Genomic DNA, 17,603 nt, shown 5'->3' with positions numbered 1-17,603 from the left:
CGGCCCGCCCCCCCTCCTGGCTGACCAGCTATTGCTGTATTCCCCCCACCCCCGCGCCGGGCGCCGTCAGAGGCCGCGGATGAACTCCGCGATTGCGTCAATGCCGGCAGGACGGCCTGACGCGGAGCAGCTCGGTCCGCAGTACGGGTGTCCCGTCGACCGGTGCCGGGTCCTGCGCCGTCGGCTCGATTCCTCCGGCGGCGGTTTTGTCGAGCGTTGCCAGGCCGTCGGGGCCGACCGTGCCGAACACCGTGTAGTTCGGCCGCAGCGCGGAGTCGCCGTAGACGACGAAGAACTGTGAGCCGTTCGTGTCCGGACCGGCATTGGCCATCGCCAGCAGGCCGCGCCCGTACAGGCGGCGCGCGCCGGTCGGATCGGTCGGTGCGGGTGGCAGGTCCACCGGCAGCTCGTCCTTGTACTTGTACCCGGGCCCGCCCTCACCGGTACCGGTCGGGTCGCCGCACTGCAGGACCTTCAGCGTCGGATACGCCGTCAGACGGTGGCACACCGTTCGGTCGTAGAACCCGTGCCGTGCCAGGTGCAGGAAACTCTGGACCGTGCACGGCGCCTTGGCCCGGTCCAGACGCAGCGGGAGCGGGCCCTGGCTGGTCGCGACATCCATGTCCACCGTGCCACGGCTGGGGGTGCGCCGCGGGTCAGGCGGCAGCGGAACAGAACGCGCAGGCGGCTCGTCGGGGGTCTGTGTGTACTGGCAAGGGCCGTGCGTGGTGCGCGGCGGAGCACCGTCGGAAGCCGTGGCGGCAGTTGCCCCGGACACGACCAACGCCACGGCCGCTAATGCGCTGAACAGTACCCGTTTCATCTCGCACGCCCTCCCGATGATCGTCAAGTCCTGGAGCGGTCGCAGTCTAGGGCGTGGTGTGGTCCGCGGGAATAGTCAACGACAGGAGGCCGGCGAGGGGCGCTGCTCCAGGACCGGTGGTCGAACCCTGGCGGCTGCCGGGCAGCTCCCCGGCAGCCTGGTCCTCGACGGCGAGCTCGTGGTCTGGAACACCGCAGCCGGCCGGCTGTCCTTCGAAGCCCTCCAGCGCCGGGCCGCCGCCCGCGGCCGTGCCGCCACCGCGCTCGCCGTGAAGACTCCCGCGTTCTCCAGCGCCTTCGACGCCTTGCAGATCGACGGCATCGAGCTGCCGGCCTTGCCCTACGCGGAGCGCCGCCTACGCCCGGAGGTTCTGTTCGCCGCCTGCGCACTGGCCGCCCCGTGGACGCCGTGCCGATGACCACCGACCTGGCGACAGCTCGGGAACCGGAGAACTGGACCGACGTATCAGGTGTCGAAGGCCTGTTGCACCCTTCTCGCTGCAGGGCGGGTCTCACGCATCGGGCGGCGGCGCATCACCGCCATGGCGCTGCCGCTGGCGGTGTTTGCGCATGGATACCTGAGAGCCGCAGCCGGTACTGCAATACAGCCCTCCCCCGTTGCGGGTGCGGTCGAAGAAACCGAAATGGCACGGGGGGTTGCGGCACGCCTTGATGCGCCCCCAGTCGCCGCCCTGCGCAAACGTCGTCACCGCAGCCAGTACGGTTCCGAACACGCGAGGCACCCCCACCTGAGGGGAGGCCAGCTCTGCACCGCCGGCCGTGACCACCGTAGCCAGCGGGTAGAGCGAACCCACGCGTCGCAGGTGCCGCTCGGCACGCAGCAGCGGCTCACCCAGGCTTTCCTCATCGCCCGAGTGTGCGAGCAGCACGGTCACCAGGGCGTCACGCAGCTCGCGCGCGACCGCGGCGTCAGCGTCGGTCACCACGGTTTCGCCGCCGAACTCGTCGCGCCCCGCCAGCCACGCCGCGAACGAGTCGCCGTCTCCGAACAACTCTCGGCGACCCGATCCGTCCGCGCGCGTGTTCACGAACGCGAGAACGGTCTCCACCGTCGGCGTGACGGTGCGTGGGCTGGGTTTGGGGGATCCGGCTGCCGCGCTGATCATCCTCTCACAGTACATCAGGGGGAGCGACGCTAATCCGGCTAGTGAGCAACTTTCCAATCCTTCTGCGTTGACGTGTTGCGAGCTAACGGCTTACGGTCGCAACATGAACGAAACTTCCAACCCCCAAACCCACCTCCGCACATGGCTGATCACCGGCGCGACGTCCGGCATCGGCCGCGAACTGACGCTCCAGGCGCTGGAGAACGGCGACGCCGTCTCGGCTCTCGCCCGCGACACCTCCCCCCTCGACGAACTGGCCGAAGCGCACGGTGAGCGCCTGCTTCTCATCCAGGCGGACGTACGTGACGAGCAAGCCGTCCGGGACGCGGTGGAAGGCACGCTCGCACGCTTCGGCCGTATCGACGTGGTGGCCAACAACGCGGGGTACGGACTGTTCGGAGCCGTTGAAGAGGCCTCCGACACGCAGGTCCGTGCCGTGTTCGACACCAACGTCTTCGGAGTGCTCAACGTGCTCCGCGCAACGCTGCCGGTGCTCCGCGCCCAGCGGTCCGGGCACATCCTCCAGGGCTCGTCGGTCTACGGTCAGTCCGCCCATCCCGGCGTAGGCCTGCTGGCCGCCACCAAGCACGCGGTCGAAGGGCTGTCGGACGCGCTCGCGGCCGAGGTCGCACCGCTCGGCATCAAGGTCACGATCATCCAGCCCGGGCTGACCGCGACCCCCTTCCTCGCCAACCTCGATGTCGCAGCCGGCCTGGGCGACTACGACCAGACCGTCCGCGAGGTTCAGAAGGGCATCGGAGAGCTGCCGTCGTCCGCGTTCTCCGCCGCGGCGCGGATCGCCGCAGGCATCCGGACCGCGGTCGACAACCCCAACCCCCCGCTGCGCTTGGCCCTTGGCGCCGCCAGCGCGACGGGCATGCGCCCCGCTCTGGAGGCACGGATCGCAGACCTGGACAGCTGGCAGCCCGTGACCGACGCCGTAGACAGGTAGTAGGCCACGCATCCCGCCGGGAACATGGTCCTGGCGGAGGCGGGGCCAGCCCCCCTCACCGCCCGGCCACGACCGGTGGGTCCGGGCCGAAGCCACGGCAGACGGCTTCGGCCCGGGCCCGCACCCGGTACTACCACTGCTCCACGCTCTCCCCGGCGGCCGTCGGCCGCGGTCCGTCCGCCCGCCGGCCTGGGATGGTCACAGCCGGGCGGAGGCCGATCCGGTCGCTCATGCCGAGCTCGGGACATGGATCCAGAGCAGCGGGGACAGCAGGCGCCGATCGGCGTCGCCGGGACGCTCGACCCCGTACCCGGGTCTCCCGCGTTCAGGGCGCACTCGGCTGTTCTGCCGACGAATCGCGGTGCTGTGCCGGGGCGTCGCGAGCATCAAGGGTCTTCGACCTGTGATCATGAATCGTGCGGCGAAAGTGATCGGCGGGGAGTTCAAGGTCGCGGGGGCCGATGTGCCACCGCCCTGTGGCGATCCAGGAACACGCTGTAGGAGGTGTGGTGAACTGGTTGACCTCGCTGCCGGCGGTGGTGCTGGTTGTGGGCGGGCTCGTGGTCGCCTTTCTGGTCGCGGCGGTGGCGCGGGTCGGCATCCGGGCCCTCGTACCGTCGGAGGAACAGGATCGGGTGCCGCAGATCGCCACCCCCCTGATGCCGACGCTGGGCGCTTGCTTCGCAATCTTTGCGGCACTCACACTGGCCGGCGAAGCCAGCGACCTGCGCGCGGCAAATGAGTTGGTGAGCGACGAGGCGGCCGCAGCCTCCCGACTGGCGTGGTCGGCGACAAGCCCAGGAGTCCAGCCGGAGCCGATCCATGCGGCACTGATGGACTACCTGCAGACCACGCGTGTCAGGGAATGGCATGGTGCAGCGGCGGCGTCCGGCAACGACCCGGCCACCGCTCGCGCGATCGCACGCCTGGAGCGGAGCGTGCGCTCCGAGACGGCCCGGCCTGAGGTGGGAACCCCGGCCAGTACGGAGCTGGTGGCCTCCCTGGACAGTGTCACCAGCAGTCGCCGCGCCCGTGTCGCGGCCGCCTCGCGCGAAGTCTCCGCGCTCTACGTCGTCACCCTTGTCGTCAGCGGACTGGCCCTGATCGTGAATGCCGGCGCACTGGTCTTTCGCAGCAGCCTGCGAACGTCACTGCTCATCGTGGGTGTTGCGAGTGTGGTCGGGCTGAGCCTGGCGTTGCTCTTCGCACTCAGCGCACCCTGGAGTGGGCCGTTCATCGTCAGCGGGCATCCACTCGACGACATCATCGACGACCTGAGGTCCGGCTTCTTCCACGGCGGACCGTAGTCGGCAGGACTGGTCACCTGCGGCTACTGACATCTTCGTCTTGTCAGGGCGATGCCGGATCGTCGAGGCCAAGGCAGGCGCCTGCCATGAAGCCGTCGAGGGTCTACCCAGTGCCGGTCGGCGGAGCGCCGGGTGGATCTCGAACTCACCGAGACCCGCACCTTCAGCTGTATGGAGGCAAGCGGCACATGGACTGGTTCGCGAGAAGGAACCCGACGGGCTGGCGTTCGTGGGAGAGAGGTGGGCGCGTCACTGCGCACGACCTTCGGCCGGAAGCAGACCAAGGCCCGCGCGAAAGCCGGTATGCCGAAGGACTTCGCCGCACTGGCCACACCCTGTCGACGCAGTCCGGCGCGACGCTGAAGGACACGACGGTCCGCGCGGGCCGGTCGTCCGAGAAGCCGCGATGATCTACCAGCACTCCGACGGCGACCGTCAGCTGGCGGTCGCCGGAGGCATCGACGGGCGGGTTCGAGCAGCCCGCACCAAGGCTACGGTTCCCCCGACGCGCCAGGTCCGCGAGGCCTGATGGCTGGAGCGGGCACAAGTTCGTGTCGGCGCCGACGAAACGCAGACGGATGCCCCCCGCGCCCGTGGGGGTTTGGGGGGGCGCGCCACACAGTGCGGGGCGGGCCCCCAACACCGCCCCGCGGCCCCCCCCCGGAGTTGGGGGGGCGGGGGCCAATCCGCATGTTCGGAGGGCGTGGCCGTCAGGAGGCGGAAGTGGGTCGCGTCCAGCACGCGAGGTCGCTCAGTGCCCTGGTGAAGACCGGCCGTGGTCCGTCGCGGGCTTTCGCCGCCCCCCATGGGCAACCATGGGTGTCAGCCCTTCGACGTGCCGGCGCCGCCGAGCACGCGGACCGCGTCGGCGATCAGCGTCGGCGGGGCCGGCGGATCTTCATGTCGTCCACGCTGGTGACCTGGGTGCGCAGTGCGCCGTGGCCGATGCCGCGTGCGGCGAGAGCCGTGGCCGCCCGGTCGCAGGCCGTGCCCCCCGCCGCCTCGTCCTCCAGATCGGCGGCCTGCCGGACCACGCAGCGGAAGGAGAAGGCCCGCAGCTCCCGGTCGTAGATGAGGGTGCCGTCTTCGGTGAACGCGGCCTTGAGGATGTCGTGTTCGTCGGCGGATGCGAGGAGTTCGGTGCGTCGGGTGCCGTCCAGGTCGGCGAACACGCCGCGGACGATGACCCGGTAGGTGCGCTCACTCATGGGATGTCCCTTCAGTTCGTACGTCGGATCCCTGCTCCAGCAGGGTGGACAATCCGTCCAGGAGGCGTTCGAGGGCGAACGAGAAGCGGGCCTCCATGGACGGGTCGGTCAGGTCGCCGGCGAGCGCGACCAGGTTGGGGAAGGTTTCTTGCGGCAGCCTGCGCAGCTGCTCCCCTGCGGCCGTGGCGACCTCCCGGCGGCCGGCGCCCATGGCCTCGGAAGCCGAGAGGGGCCCCTGCTCCTGGAGCACGAAGCCCTGGACGAAAGCGCCGAGCGCGTAGTTGACCATGGCGGCGTCGGCGTCGGAGAACCCGGCCTCCCGCAGGCGGCCGAGCTGGTCCTCCATCAGGCGCAGCAGGTACGGGCCCGGGACGAGGCGGCCCGCGACGACCTTGGCGGCGTCGCGTTTGCCGAGCAGATGACGGCGGTAGCGCACGCAGTACTCGCGCAACTGCTCTCGCCAGCCGCCCTCCCGGGGCGGCGCCTCGGCGTCGGCCATGAGCGCGTCGGTGAGCAGGTCGAGCAGTTCCTCCTTGTTGCGCACGTGCCAGTACAGCGAGGCCGCCTTCACCCCCAGCTCGGCGGCGACCTTGCGCATCGACAGGCCGTTGACGCCCTCCTGCTCCAGCACCCGCAGGGCGGCCTGGACGAGCGCCTGCCGGGTCAGCCCCGGCTGTGACGGGGCGTCGTCGCTCTTGCTCTCCACGGCCATCGGCCACCTCCGTACGCGGGTCCCGCCGGGAATCCCGCTTGCGCGACTAACAGTGTTAGGGGCAGTCTAAGCGCACCAACCGATCGACTAACACTGTTAGGGAGAGTGATGACGAAGCCGCCCGCCCGACACAAAGGGCTCGTGCTCGCCACGCTGTGCGCCACGATGTTCATGGCGATGCTCGACAACGTCATCGTCAACAACGCCCTGCCCCGCATCGGGCAGCAGCTGCACTCCGGCGTCAGCGGACTTCAGTGGGTGGTCGAGGGCTACAGCCTGGTCTACGCGGCCCTGCTGCTCACCGGCGGCACCCTCGGCGACCGGTACGGCCGCAGGCGGATCTTCCTCACCGGCCTGGCCGTCTTCGCCGCGGGTTCGGCAGCCGCGGCCCTTTCCGGTACGACCGGCACGCTGATCGCCGCCCGGATGTTCCAGGGCCTCGGCGCCGCATTCCTCACGCCGGGCAGTCTGTCCATCCTGCGCCACGTCTTCACGGACGAGAAGGAGCGGGCCAGGGCCGTCGGCCTCTGGTCCGGCGTCTCCGCGCTGGGCCTGGCCGTCGGCCCGGTCCTGGGCGGGCCGATCGTGGACGCCTTCGGCTGGGCAGCCGTCTTCTGGATCAACGTTCCCATCGGGGTGGGCGGCCTGCTGCTCGCGGCCCGGGTGCTCCCCGAGTTCGCCACCCGCACCAAGCGCCTGGACCTGCCGGGCCAGGCGCTCTCCGTGCTGGGATTCGGCGCGCTGGTGTACGCGCTCATCGAGGGGCCCGGCCGGGGCTGGACGGACACCCGGGTGCTCACGCTCGCCGCCCTCGCGACGCTGGCCCTGCCCGCGTTCGTCGTCGTCGAGGCCCGCGGCGCCGACCCCATGCTCGACCTGCGCTTCTTTCGGGACCGACTGCTCACCGGCGCCGCGGTGACCGGGTTCATGATCAGCTTCGGCATGTTCGGAGCCGCCTTCTTCCTGCCCCTCCTCATGCAGGACGTGATGGGCTGGTCCCCGTCGGACGCCGGCCTGGCGGGCCTGCCGATGACCGCGATGATCGTCGTCGCCGCGCCGCTGTCGGGCGCCCTCACCTCACGCCACGGCCCCCGCCTCCCGCTGGTCACCGGCCTGGCCCTGTGCGCCACGGCCCTCGGCGCCCTCTCGTTCTACGGCGCACACGCCCACTACGCGCAGTACGTCTGGGTCCTGCTCGCCATGGGTCTTGGCATGGGCATGACCTTCACCCCCGTGTCCATCACGGTCATGCAGCGCGTCGACCCGGCGCGGGCCGGCATGGCCTCCGCAACCCTCAACACCCTGCGCGAGATCGGCGGCGTCATCGGCGTCGCCGTCCTCGGAGCCGTCCTCAGCAGCCGGCTCACCATCACCCTGGCCGAATCGCTCCACCGGCTCGGCGCACCGTCCGAACTCGGCCGCCACCTCCCCGGCGCGACCCCGGACCACACCACAGCCCTGCCCGCCCCGGTCCGCGACGCCGTCAACGCCGCCTTCATCGACGCCCTGCACCTGGCGCTGCGCTGCGGCAGCGCCACCCTGGCCGCCGCAGCGCTCCTCGTCGCGCTACTCCTCCGCCCACAACGAGGCATCACCCCGCCGGCCGCCGACGAACGACCGGTCCCGCGGCCGGAAGCAGCACAGCGGCGGGAAGAGGGACTCCCTCTTGCTCCGTAGTGGAGCCGCCGGGACCGTCTAGAGCTTCTCGGCGGCCCGGCGGAGCAGGGCGATCGGTTGGTCGACAGCCGCCGACTCGGTCTTCATCCCGTACGGCTCCTGCTCGTCCTCGCTGAGTACTTCCTGGCTGTCCGGGTCGCGAGCGATATGGACCTGCATGTCGGGGATGGTGTCTCCGGGCGCGAAGGGCTTTCCGTCACGCCATTTCGGGATCACCCACCACATGGCTGCCCAGTCGGGTGCCTGGGTCATGTTCATGATCGCGCTGCTGCGGTAGATCCTCGACCGGTAGCGGAAGAAGTCGTCGCCGGGGTCCGCGAGCCACGGCGGGGCGTCCCAGATGTGTTTCCGGTCGGCGGAGTCCACGTCCCAGGAGTATTCGACCGACTGCGGGTAGCTGTTGGCAAGCTTGCAGCGGTCTGCCCGGATGAACGAGATCTTCGCGAAGAGCTGGACCCGGCCCTGCCCGGCTGCCAGCGGCACTTCGACGATGACCTGCCTGGAGGCGTCGTCCCCGGGGTCGAGGCGGCTGCCCGCGGAGGTGATCTGCCCTGCCGCCAGCAGACGGGCGGATGCGGAAGGGAAGTCCTCGTGGGTGTTGGTGTCCCATCCGTCACCCAGCTCGTCCCGCCACCTCGTCAGTCCGGTCCCCTTCTCGCGGAAGGTGCTCGGCCAGAGCGTGGCCGACCACTGCGTGCCGACGACGAAGATGCTGACGGATCCCTCGTTGCGGAACGTGAAGTTGGCCGGCACGTACAGGCTGGTGCGGGCGGCGTTCAGGGCCGGCTTCCCGAAGGAGACCATGAAGGGAACCTTGGGCGGGGCGACGTACGGGACGTACATGGCGGAGTACGCCACGCTCGCGGAGCCGATGAGGGCCGACAGGGCGACTCCCGTCGCGAAGCTCTTCGGGTAAGGGATCCCCCGCCAGACCTTCTGCCGGCTCACTTCCCACAGCGCCCAGGCCGACCATGCGACCAGCAGGATCCAGAGCCAGAACAACCCGGCGTGGTGTCCCCCCTCCCACTGCAGGATCAAGAACATCAGGCTCGTCCCGGTCACGACGACGACGCCCAGCAGGACGCACTGCCCGGCGTACTGGGTTGCCCGCTTGCCCCAGTAGTCGAGGGCGGCGGCTGCCGCGACCACCTCCACCAGAGCGCCGGCAAGGAACACCACCCCCATGACCCGCCCGCCGAAGGTCAGCGCTTCGAGGGTGTCCGCCAGCCCGACCCGGAAGAGCACGGCGGCGGACACCAGGAGCCCGAGCACCATGAGGCAGGCGTGTGAGCGCCTGCGCCGGGGGCGGTCCGGCCACAGATCCGGGTCTGCCCGCCACCGGACCTGCCCGGGATGGTCGAGGTCGACGTCGGCGGGCACCCCGGCCCGCCGCAGGACTCGGCGCAGGTCCCGCTGTGACCACGCCCTGCCCACGGTCTCCCCGCCCACGGTGACCTCGCGCAGTCCCCGGCTGTCGGGGCCGTGCACGATGACCTGCGGTCGGCTGGGCGTCATACCACCAGCATCGGTTTGGCGGGGGAGAGCCGCAGTCGGCACGGGCATCCGGGTGACCCTGCCACCACGAGCGTCCCGCCCCGGTTCGACAGCACGCCTTGCCGTGCTTGTCGCCAGGGCGCCGCGGTGATGTCCATGAGCCCGTACCGGTGCCGGTGGTGGACGATGCGGCGCCGGGCGTCGCCCTCGCCCGCCACGGCTTGAACGTCTGTTCCGTTCCGCCGCAGTTCTGCTCTGGCGCCTGCGCTCCGCCGCGATGGGATGCCCTTCCCGAAGGACCTCGCAGCGCTTGCCGAGAAGACCCTGGAAGGGGTCACCGACCAGGGGACGAAGACGCGGACGCTGGCGCTGGCGCTGCCCGCGCCCACGGACGGTGAGCGACACGCACTCGAGGTGGGTGGGGGGCTGGTTGCCGGCCGCTCGCCTGCAGTGAGCGGCAACCTCTCGGGCGATGGCTGTGACCGTCGACGTTCCGTCCGTCGGCGGGCGCTCCGTGCCGCAGCTCACGAGATCACCATCGAGATACGCGATCTCCAGATCGTCGTGCTGGGCATGTTCCCTTACGCCCCGTACTGATTTACCTGCCCGTGAGGCGTCATCCGCAGGTCAACGGCCGTCAGTCGAGGACGTCGGGGATCGGCTCGGTGTTGCTGCGCTGGAGGGCGGTCTTGGAGCCGGCGGCCGGGCCGAGCGCCCAGTCGGAGAGGGCCATGGAGTCCACGTAGCGCTCTTCGTCGTTCAGCAGGACACCGATGATCGTCTTGCCGTTGCGGGAGACCGAGAAGACGAGGCACTTGCCGGCAGCGGTGGTGGTGCCGGTCTTGACGCCGATCGCGCCCGGGTACCCGTAGCCGGTCGGACGCGGCTGGACCAGGAGGTTGCTGTTGCTCCAGCCGGCGACGGCGGCGGTGCCGGCGGTGCTGTACGTGCTGGTCTTCACCAGGGTCTGGAACAGGGGACTGGTCATCGCCTGCCGCGTGAGCGTCGCGAGGTCGCGCGGGCTGGAGAGGTTGTTGCCGGTCGGTGAGATGCCGTCGAAGGAGTCGAAGACGGTGTCGGCCATGCCGAGTTCCTCGGCCTTGGCGTTCATCTTCGCGATGAAGTCCGCCGTACGGGCCGGCATGGTCGTGCCCGTGCCGAAGGTGTCCGCGAGGGCGTACGCGGCGTCGCAGCCCGACGGCAGCATCATCCCGTACAGCAGCTGACGGACCGTCGGGGTCGCACCGGCCTTGAGCTGCGCCGAACTCGCCCCCTGGACGTAGACGTAGTCCAGGTACTCCTGCTTGACCGTGACCTTCTGGTCGAGGTCGAGGCCCGGCAGGGAAGTGACCACCACGGCGGTCATGATCTTCGTCGTGCTCGCCATCGGGCGCTTGGTGTCGGCGTCCTTGGCCATGAGAGTGGCCCCGCTGGTGCCGTCGACCACGATCGCGCCGGCCGCGGTGAGCGTCGGTACGGGCGCGGCCTGGGCGGGAGCCGTAGTCGCGAGCAGGGCACCGGCGGCGATGGTCACCGCGAGCGCACCCCGGGCGCGCCGCATCAGGTTGGAGATCACTTCAGTCCTTGATCGTATTGAAGAACCCCCGATGGGAGGCGCCGCGGAGGCGCCTCCCATCCGGGAGATCGCATGACCGGACTCCGCCGTCGGCGTCAGCCGAAGCCGCCGGAATCAGGTGGGTGGGGGGTGTGCGAACAGGACTGCGGTCCCGTCGCTCAGCCCGCCGCCGCACTGCCGGGAGCGTCCCGATCACGTGCGACGGCAGGTCTGTGAGTCAGGGCTGGACGCCCTCGAAGGTGCCGTTGCCCCTGCCGCGGTGGAAGGACATCCTGTTGCCCTTCCAGCTGACGATGTCGATCTTGCCGTCGCCGTCGACGTCTCCGGTGACGATCTTCAGGTCGGTCCAGGTGCCGGCTGCGGCCAGACCGCCGGAGTCCAGGGTCCCGGCGGCGTTGCCGGTCCAGCGGACCAGGGCGCCGTTCTCCCAGACGCCTACGACGTCGTCACGGCCGTCGCCGTTGAAGTCGCCGGTGCCGAGGATGATGACGCTGTTGAAGGAGGCGTCGGGCCAGATCTTCTTGCCGCCGTTGAAGTCGAGCTGACCGTTCGTGCCGACCTTGTAGGCGTAAAGATCGCCGTTGGGGCGGGTCGCGAGGACCCCGTCCTTCGGACTGGCGGGGTCGAGCTTGTAGCGGGTGAGGTGCTTGAGCTGGGCCCAGGTGGCGTTCTGGGGGCTGAGGGTGACGGCGGTGCTGAAGGTGCCGTCGCCCTTGCCGGCGTGCAGCAGGATCCGGTCGCTCTCCCAGACGGCCGCGATGTCGCGCTTGCCGTCGCCGTTGAAGTCACCGGCGAAGATCCGCTGGACCGTCTTCCACGCGCCGGGGGTTCCGACGGCCGTCGGGGTCGGCTCGAAGGTGCCGTCGGCGCGGCCGCGGTAGATCTGGAGGGTGCCGTTCTTGTCGACGGCGGCCAGGTCGGCCTTCCCGTCCCCGTTGAAGTCCGCCAGGGCACGCTGGTCGGTCAGGTTGCCGGTGTCGGGGCCCGGCACGGTGACGTTGTCCTTGAGCCACTGCCCGAGGTCGTCGACGCGGACGGCACGGGCCCCCCTGCGGGTCTCCCCCTCGGGGCCGCCGAGGCAGGAGCCGAGCCAGGAGCCGGTGGGCAGGGCGACCAGCTCGTGCTGGCCCGCGTTGTCACGGGTGAGCGGGCCGCCCGAGTCACCCTGGCAGATTGCCGCGTCACCGGTGGGCTCGAGGTCGACGACCGCGCCGGCGGTGGCGGTGACGTTGAACTGGCCGCTGTTGAGCAGACCCGGGACCCAGCTGGTCGCGGTGCGTCCGAAGCCGGTGCTGTGAAGGGTCTGCCCGGCGGCGGGGGCCTGGCTGGACAGCACGGCGGGGGTGACATTGGCGACCGGTGTGCTCAGCTTGAGCAGGGCGACGTTGCGCTCCGGGTGGATGATCACATCGGTGGCCTCGACGACGGCACCCGCGGTGCCCGTGTTCAGGTCCGCACGGCCGACGGTGACGGTGGTCTTGGCCTGCGGTTTGCCGCTGACGGGCCGGGCGCTGGTGGGCGATACGCAGTTGGCCGCCGTCAGGACGTAGCTCTTGTCGACCAGGACGCCCGAGCAGCCCTTGATGTGATCACCGAACAGAATGTTCGCGGTGAAGGCGCGGCTTCCGTCGGTGACGGGTGCGCCGGACAGGGAGGAGGCGGGCGTTGCGGCGAGCACGATCGCGGTGGCCGCGGCAAACGCGGCGGCGGCCGCGACCCGCGGGTGACGGGAACGGTGGGCAAGCATCAAGGCATGTCTTTCAGGAGATGTGTGGTTTGCCTGGTCGTGGTCGTTGCTGATGGGTCGACAGGACCGGAGGCGGTGGCCGATCGGCTCCGGTGACGCGGAGGGCGCTGGATGTTCACGGGCGTCTCCGTTCGGCGGGGCACACCTCGATCGCCAGCGCGTCTGCGGCTGTCACCTGGAGGTCCTGATCTCGACGAGCAGGTGGTCGCGACGCTGCTGGTCTGCACTTTCGCCTACGGGCGTGAAGACGTTCCTGGCCACGTCGTAGGACTTCTCCTCCGTCCCCACGGTCATGCCGACCTGGGCTGTCTGCGAAGCGCTTCCCGTGATGCCGTAGACGGAGGGGATCTCCAGGGTCAGCCAGCCGCTACTGCCGGTAACCTTGAAGCAGACCTTTTCCCTTTTCCGTGGCCAGACCTCCAGAAGGCCGGGCTCGCTGGCGCAGTCGGCCAGGGTGATGTGGCCGTCACCGCGCTTCAGGACGATATTTCTATCGGCGAGGATCTTGCCGGCCAGCGGGTAGTCGTACGTCTCTTCCGCGTATCCCGGGCCCTCGTCGGCAATCGTCTTCACCGAAACCGGGGTTTCCTTCCCGGTGGTCACCAACAATGCGGCTGCAGCCAGTCCGATGCAGCCGACTGCGAGGGATCGCAGGGAATTCTTCACTGAATCTCCAAGAAGGTGGTCATGTTTTCGCCTGCAATGCGTGGATCACTCGACAACCCATGCGGTGGGGTGGTCCGATGTGACGCGACAGTGAAATGGCGACGGCGCGAGTGTGCTCTTTGAGCGCGCATGCCAAATGGGCGTGAAATCCGTTTGGCCGCACTAGCAGCCAAGATCATCCCCGTTTCGATTAGAGCTCTGACCTGGCCAAATGTCCATCGGGGCGAATCGATCTTACGTCCCAAATGGTGTCAAGAGTGCCGCCCGGTCGCCCTTTATGGGGGTTTTGTGTAAAGAATCCTTGAGATATTGGCTGACGCCCGCAGGGTTGTACGGCGGCCAATAACGGATTGATCTCGATCACACCTCCTGAAAGGTTGCGCCATTTCGCGCCAGTCGTGGCTCGAAATAGACGGTGCGAGGGCAGGGCTTTTTTGTTCTACTTGATGTAGATCATGTGAAGATGAAGCCACCCAGGAGGATGTGCCGATGTGAAGACCTTCCGCGCGACGAGCGGTGGCCTCATGGCGCATCAAATCGCCGAATGGGCGTCTTGTTTCGGGTGATTCTCTCCTTGCCTGGTGGCCGGCGGTTCTGACCACCCGAACTGCGGAGCCAGTGCGCCCACAGTCCTGAGCAGCTGGCACAGGCATCCGAGGCGTACCTGCGGCAATAGTCCTGACGACTTGTGGTCCGCCTCGTCGACCCGTCTCATCAGCCCGCCCTTTGAGGAACCCCCAATGCAGATGACCTTTATGAGTAGACGCCGCCTTCTCGGGGTGCTGGCCGCCGCTACCGTCGCCGCTGCCTCGCCGGTTGCCTTCTCGAGGCCGGTCCGTGCCGCCGGACGCGACACCTCTGATCTGCTTCCCGACACCGACCGGGCCAGGGCCCTCACCGCCTGGCTTTCCGGAGGCAGGGGTACCCGTGCCTTGGCCGCCCAGGCCCTGACCGGTACGGACGCCGAGGTGAGCACGTTTCTCACCGAGCAGCTCGCCAAGGTCACGGCGGAGGACAACCGGGTCGCGGCCTTCGCCTACATGGCCAACGCGGGCAAGGCCATGCGCCGAGAGGGGACAGCGGCCATCCTTGGAGGCGATGCGGCCATCGCGACGTTCATACAGAGTGGCTACAAGTCGGCGGTGAGCGAAGACCTGAAGGTGGCCACCGCGGCGGTCATCAACGTCGGCGGCCGGGCTGTGCAGCGTGAAGGCGCGGCCGCGCTGAACGCGGGCACCGACCAGGCCCTGGAGCGGTTCATCATCGACGGCCGGTGGCAGGCTGACGAGGAGGACATGCAGGTCGAGACCGCGACGATCATGTTCGGAGCGGGCCCTGAGGTGACCAAGTACGCCGACCGCGCCATGAAGGGAACGGCCGCGGACCGGGGCTGGTTCCTGGAGGTCGGGCAGCACATCGCTCGCGCCCGCGATCAGGAGAAAGCCACCATCAACGAGCTCGTCGCGGTCGTCGAGCGCGAGGGCAAGCGCGCCCAGGCGAGCACCGACCTTGCGGTCGAGGCCTCCCAGCGAGCCCAGACGGCCGCCATCCAGGCCAAGGAAGCTGCCCAGAAGGCCGCATCGGAAGCCGAAGCGGCCAAGAACGACGTGGCGAAGTCCGGCGCCGCGGCCCGCAAGGCTTCGTCTGCCGCCCGTGGGGCGGCTGACGCGGCCCGCATTGCCATCAGCGCTTCCGGCACGGCCGTGGAGGCCTCCCGCCGCGCGGCCCGCGCGGCCACGGGAGCGTCCCAGGCCGCGGCTGTGGCCGGGTTCGCCGCCGCCACGGCCTATAACGCGGCGATCGCCGCGTCCAAGGACGCCTCCCGGGCTGAGGCGGCGAAGAACGCCGCGGTCGCCGCGCGCGATGCCGCGGCCAAGGCCCGTAGCGCGGCCAGGGCTGCCGACCAGGCGCGCTCGGCTGCCGGCTCCGCAGCGGCGGCGGGCGGCGACGCCGCCGCTGCCGCACGCGAAGCAGCCACCGCTGCCCGTGCCTCGGCCCAGGCGGCCACGGCTGCCGGCGTCGCCCAGTCGGAGGCGGCTGAAGCGCAGCGGCAGGCGTCCATCGCCAGCACGGCTGCCAACCAGGCGACCAACGCCGCCTCCACCTCACAGGCTCTGGCCAACGCGTCTGCATCCGCTGCCAGGGCCGCGCGCGACGCGGCCAATTCCGCTGCAGACCATGCCGAGAAGGCCGCCGCCGCTGCCGAGGAGGCCGTCCGGTACGCCGGTCAGGCAGTCGACTACGCGAACAGGTCGACTGCGCACGCCGCCGAGGCCATCAAGGCCGCAGACACGGCCACCCAGACTGTCGCCGAGGCCGTCACCGTCGCCGCGGACGCAAGAAGGGCGGAGTGGGCCTCACTGGAGGAGGACCGCAAGCAGGCCATGGAGGAGGCCAAGGAACTGGCAGCCCTCGAGACCGCGCAGCGGGCTGCCGCGTTGAACAAGCGCACCCAGGCAGAGCAGACCAGCCAGACCATCAAGGACTTGATCAGCAAAGCCGAACAGGCCGTAACGGCAAAGGACTTCGAACTCGCGGTCGCCCACGGACGCAAGGCGGCGGTCGGCCTGTTGGACTCCAAGGGGACCTGGACCCGCGAAGCCGCCCAGTTCGCGCTCGCCGGCACCGAGTACGACGTCCTGTCCTGGATCGACCTCGACCGCGCACTTGCCCAAGCGCAGGACGACCGCGAGACCATCCTCTACGTCGCCCAGATATCCGCGCCGGCAGTCGCCGACGGCGCAGCCCAGGCCTTGGCGAGCGGCAGCGACCAGGCCCAGGGCGACTTCACCACCGGGGGGATCATCAAGCGCCGGGCCGACGACAACCGGGTCCTCATCTTCCGGATACTGAACGGCGGGGCTGGCTCCGCGGTGAAGGCTGCAGCAGAAAAGGCCTTGAAGATCAACACCCCGGAGGCTCTGCAGGGGTTCTTCGACAAGGACCTCGGACCCGCTGTCGTGGAAGACGCCCAGGTCGAGATCGCATCACTCATCCACACCGGCGGTCCCTACACCAAGGCCTTCGGCGAAGTAGCTCTCTCCGGCCCGACTTGGATGAAACTGCAGTTCGTCGAGGTCTTGCGGTTCAAGACCGCTCAGCTTGACCATGACTCCGCCAGCCACGAGGCCGCCATCCAAGCAGCGATCTCCGCAGCGGCCAAGATCGCCCAGGAGGCGCAGCGCGACGCCGCCCATGCTTCCAAGGCCGCGGCCGACGCGCGCGCCGCGGCCGCAGATGCCCAGAAGTGGGCGGACAAAGCCGTCAAGGCGCAGGAGCAGGCCTCCGCCTATGCCGCAGAGGCCAACAGCAACGCCAACGCCGCCGAGAAGTCCGCCAACGAAGCACAGGCGCAGGCTGACAAGGCCAAGGCCGCGGCGAGCGTCGCACAGGGAGCGGCCCGGAACGCCAACTTCTCCGCCAACAAGGCAATCGATGCCGCGCGCAGCGCCTTGACCTCGGCACACTCGGCACGGACCTCGGCCGCGGCCGCGCACCACTCGGCGCTCGACGCCGGCAAGAGCGCGTTCGAGGCAGCCGCAGCGGCCACCGAAGCCCGCAGCATCGCCATGGCCAAGCGAAAGCAGGAGCTGGTCGAGAAGGCGCGCGAGGCTGCGGCAGAAGCACAACGAAACCGGGACAGCCAGCGCAACCCTGCCGACACCCCGCAGAACGACAAGGTCAACCCCAACGGTACGGGGGGCCAGGAGGACTGGTGGTCGGACGCCGGCTGGTGGGCCGACGCCTTCGAGGTCAGCAGCGGCCTGGCGGCCTTCGGCTCGACCCTGTGCGTGGCAGGCCTCGTCTTCGGCCCGGAAGCAGCCCCTGCCACAGGCACGGTGTCCACCGTCCTCGGTGGTGTTTCCGTAGTCTCCTCCGGGCTCAGCGCTGTCTTCAACGGCATCGAGTACGGCTGGAAGAGCAAGGAGTTCGTGGGCTCCGCCGGCCGCTTCGCTCTGAGCTTGCTCTCGCGCGGCCGAGGCGGATTCGCCAGCTCGCGCATGCCGGTGAAGACGGAGAGCGTGGTGACCCCCGTGGCCAGGACCACCGTGGACGCAGGTTCCAAGATCATGAAGGAGTTCTACGCGCTCGTTTCCTGACCCCCGCACAATCGCTTCCGCCAGCCCCCCGCATGTACGCAGGCGCCGCGACGACGGAGGCGCCCTGGTCGCATGCATGGGCATGCCGTTCGGAGGGCCACACCGGGGCAGGTTCACGCCCCGGTACGGCTCTCCGGCAGCTGATGGCCCGTGATCTGCCCCTGCCCTGATTCTGGGAGCGCTTGGACGTCCCGGCCGGTGCGCAGGACGGGGGT

15 protein-coding genes are annotated in these 17,603 nt (G+C 69.6%); 7 read left to right on the top strand and 8 right to left on the bottom strand.

The window, feature by feature from the left end; translation table 11 throughout:
- Positions 1-97: 97 nt before the first annotated feature.
- The gene (locus ACFXA3_RS12280) at positions 98-622 is read right to left on the bottom strand and encodes a peptidylprolyl isomerase (protein WP_385185634.1); all 525 of its coding nucleotides are present in this window, start codon (positions 620-622) and stop codon (positions 98-100) included.
- A 133-nt stretch (positions 623-755) separates the two neighbouring features.
- On the opposite strand from ACFXA3_RS12280, the gene ACFXA3_RS12275 reads away from it, so the two are divergent.
- Entirely contained in the window at positions 756-1,241 is a 486-nt protein-coding gene (locus ACFXA3_RS12275; RefSeq protein ID WP_385185632.1) for a hypothetical protein, read from the top strand.
- A 93-nt stretch (positions 1,242-1,334) separates the two neighbouring features.
- Here the strand turns inward: ACFXA3_RS12275 and ACFXA3_RS12270 are convergent, their stop codons facing one another.
- The gene (locus ACFXA3_RS12270) at positions 1,335-1,949 is read right to left on the bottom strand and encodes a CGNR zinc finger domain-containing protein (RefSeq protein ID WP_385185629.1); all 615 of its coding nucleotides are present in this window, start codon (positions 1,947-1,949) and stop codon (positions 1,335-1,337) included.
- A gap of 103 nt (positions 1,950-2,052) precedes the next feature.
- Here ACFXA3_RS12270 and ACFXA3_RS12265 point away from each other — a divergent pair, with 103 nt between their 5' ends.
- From ACFXA3_RS12265 to ACFXA3_RS12255, 3 genes are all read left to right on the top strand, one after another.
- Positions 2,053-2,901, top strand: a complete 849-nt coding sequence (locus ACFXA3_RS12265) for an SDR family NAD(P)-dependent oxidoreductase (RefSeq protein WP_385185626.1) — start codon at positions 2,053-2,055, stop codon at positions 2,899-2,901.
- Between the two features lie 509 nt (positions 2,902-3,410).
- The gene (locus tag ACFXA3_RS12260; RefSeq protein ID WP_385185623.1) at positions 3,411-4,208 is read left to right on the top strand and encodes a hypothetical protein; all 798 of its coding nucleotides are present in this window, start codon (positions 3,411-3,413) and stop codon (positions 4,206-4,208) included.
- A 406-nt stretch (positions 4,209-4,614) separates the two neighbouring features.
- On the top strand, positions 4,615-4,737 hold the full coding sequence (locus ACFXA3_RS12255) for a hypothetical protein (RefSeq protein WP_385185620.1): 123 nt from the start codon (positions 4,615-4,617) through the stop codon (positions 4,735-4,737).
- A gap of 343 nt (positions 4,738-5,080) precedes the next feature.
- Here the strand turns inward: ACFXA3_RS12255 and ACFXA3_RS12250 are convergent, their stop codons facing one another.
- Both ACFXA3_RS12250 and ACFXA3_RS12245 read right to left on the bottom strand, forming a co-directional pair.
- Positions 5,081-5,416 carry a DUF6204 family protein gene (locus tag ACFXA3_RS12250; RefSeq protein ID WP_385185617.1) on the bottom strand — a complete coding sequence of 112 codons (336 nt, stop codon included), beginning with the start codon at positions 5,414-5,416 and terminating at the stop codon, positions 5,081-5,083.
- Entirely contained in the window at positions 5,409-6,128 is a 720-nt protein-coding gene (locus ACFXA3_RS12245; RefSeq protein ID WP_385185615.1) for a TetR/AcrR family transcriptional regulator C-terminal domain-containing protein, read from the bottom strand. The genes ACFXA3_RS12250 and ACFXA3_RS12245 overlap by 8 nt, the downstream gene beginning before the upstream one ends.
- 108 nt (positions 6,129-6,236) lie before the next feature.
- Between ACFXA3_RS12245 and ACFXA3_RS12240 the strand changes: the two genes are divergently transcribed.
- The gene (locus tag ACFXA3_RS12240) at positions 6,237-7,805 is read left to right on the top strand and encodes an MFS transporter (RefSeq protein ID WP_385185612.1); all 1,569 of its coding nucleotides are present in this window, start codon (positions 6,237-6,239) and stop codon (positions 7,803-7,805) included.
- 18 nt (positions 7,806-7,823) lie between these two features.
- On the opposite strand, the gene ACFXA3_RS12235 is transcribed toward ACFXA3_RS12240, so the two are convergent.
- Positions 7,824-9,320, bottom strand: coding sequence for a hypothetical protein (locus ACFXA3_RS12235; protein WP_385185610.1), 1,497 nt, complete (start codon positions 9,318-9,320; stop codon positions 7,824-7,826).
- Positions 9,321-9,581: 261 nt separating this feature from the next.
- Here ACFXA3_RS12235 and ACFXA3_RS12230 point away from each other — a divergent pair, with 261 nt between their 5' ends.
- Positions 9,582-9,896 (top strand): hypothetical protein, encoded by a 315-nt coding sequence (locus ACFXA3_RS12230; protein ID WP_385185608.1) that lies wholly within the window; start codon positions 9,582-9,584, stop codon positions 9,894-9,896.
- Between the two features lie 40 nt (positions 9,897-9,936).
- Here the strand turns inward: ACFXA3_RS12230 and ACFXA3_RS12225 are convergent, their stop codons facing one another.
- The 3 genes from ACFXA3_RS12225 to ACFXA3_RS12215 all read right to left on the bottom strand — a co-directional run bounded on the left by ACFXA3_RS12225 (position 9,937) and on the right by ACFXA3_RS12215 (position 13,195).
- Positions 9,937-10,860, bottom strand: a complete 924-nt coding sequence (locus ACFXA3_RS12225; RefSeq protein ID WP_385185636.1) for a D-alanyl-D-alanine carboxypeptidase family protein — start codon at positions 10,858-10,860, stop codon at positions 9,937-9,939.
- Positions 10,861-11,092: 232 nt separating this feature from the next.
- Positions 11,093-12,622: an FG-GAP-like repeat-containing protein gene (locus ACFXA3_RS12220; RefSeq protein ID WP_385185605.1), complete on the bottom strand. Its 1,530-nt coding sequence runs from the start codon at positions 12,620-12,622 to the stop codon at positions 11,093-11,095.
- A gap of 171 nt (positions 12,623-12,793) precedes the next feature.
- Complete coding sequence (locus ACFXA3_RS12215; protein WP_385185602.1) at positions 12,794-13,195, bottom strand: hypothetical protein; 402 nt, start codon at positions 13,193-13,195, stop codon at positions 12,794-12,796.
- An 833-nt stretch (positions 13,196-14,028) separates the two neighbouring features.
- On the opposite strand from ACFXA3_RS12215, the gene ACFXA3_RS12210 reads away from it, so the two are divergent.
- Complete coding sequence (locus tag ACFXA3_RS12210) at positions 14,029-17,388, top strand: ALF repeat-containing protein (RefSeq protein WP_385185599.1); 3,360 nt, start codon at positions 14,029-14,031, stop codon at positions 17,386-17,388.
- The last annotated feature ends 215 nt before the right edge of the window (positions 17,389-17,603 follow it).

Source organism: Streptomyces sp. NPDC059456, from assembly GCF_042750055.1.
Taxonomy (GTDB): Bacteria; Actinomycetota; Actinomycetes; order Streptomycetales; family Streptomycetaceae; genus Streptomyces.
This window is presented reverse-complemented; position numbering and strand designations above follow the sequence as displayed.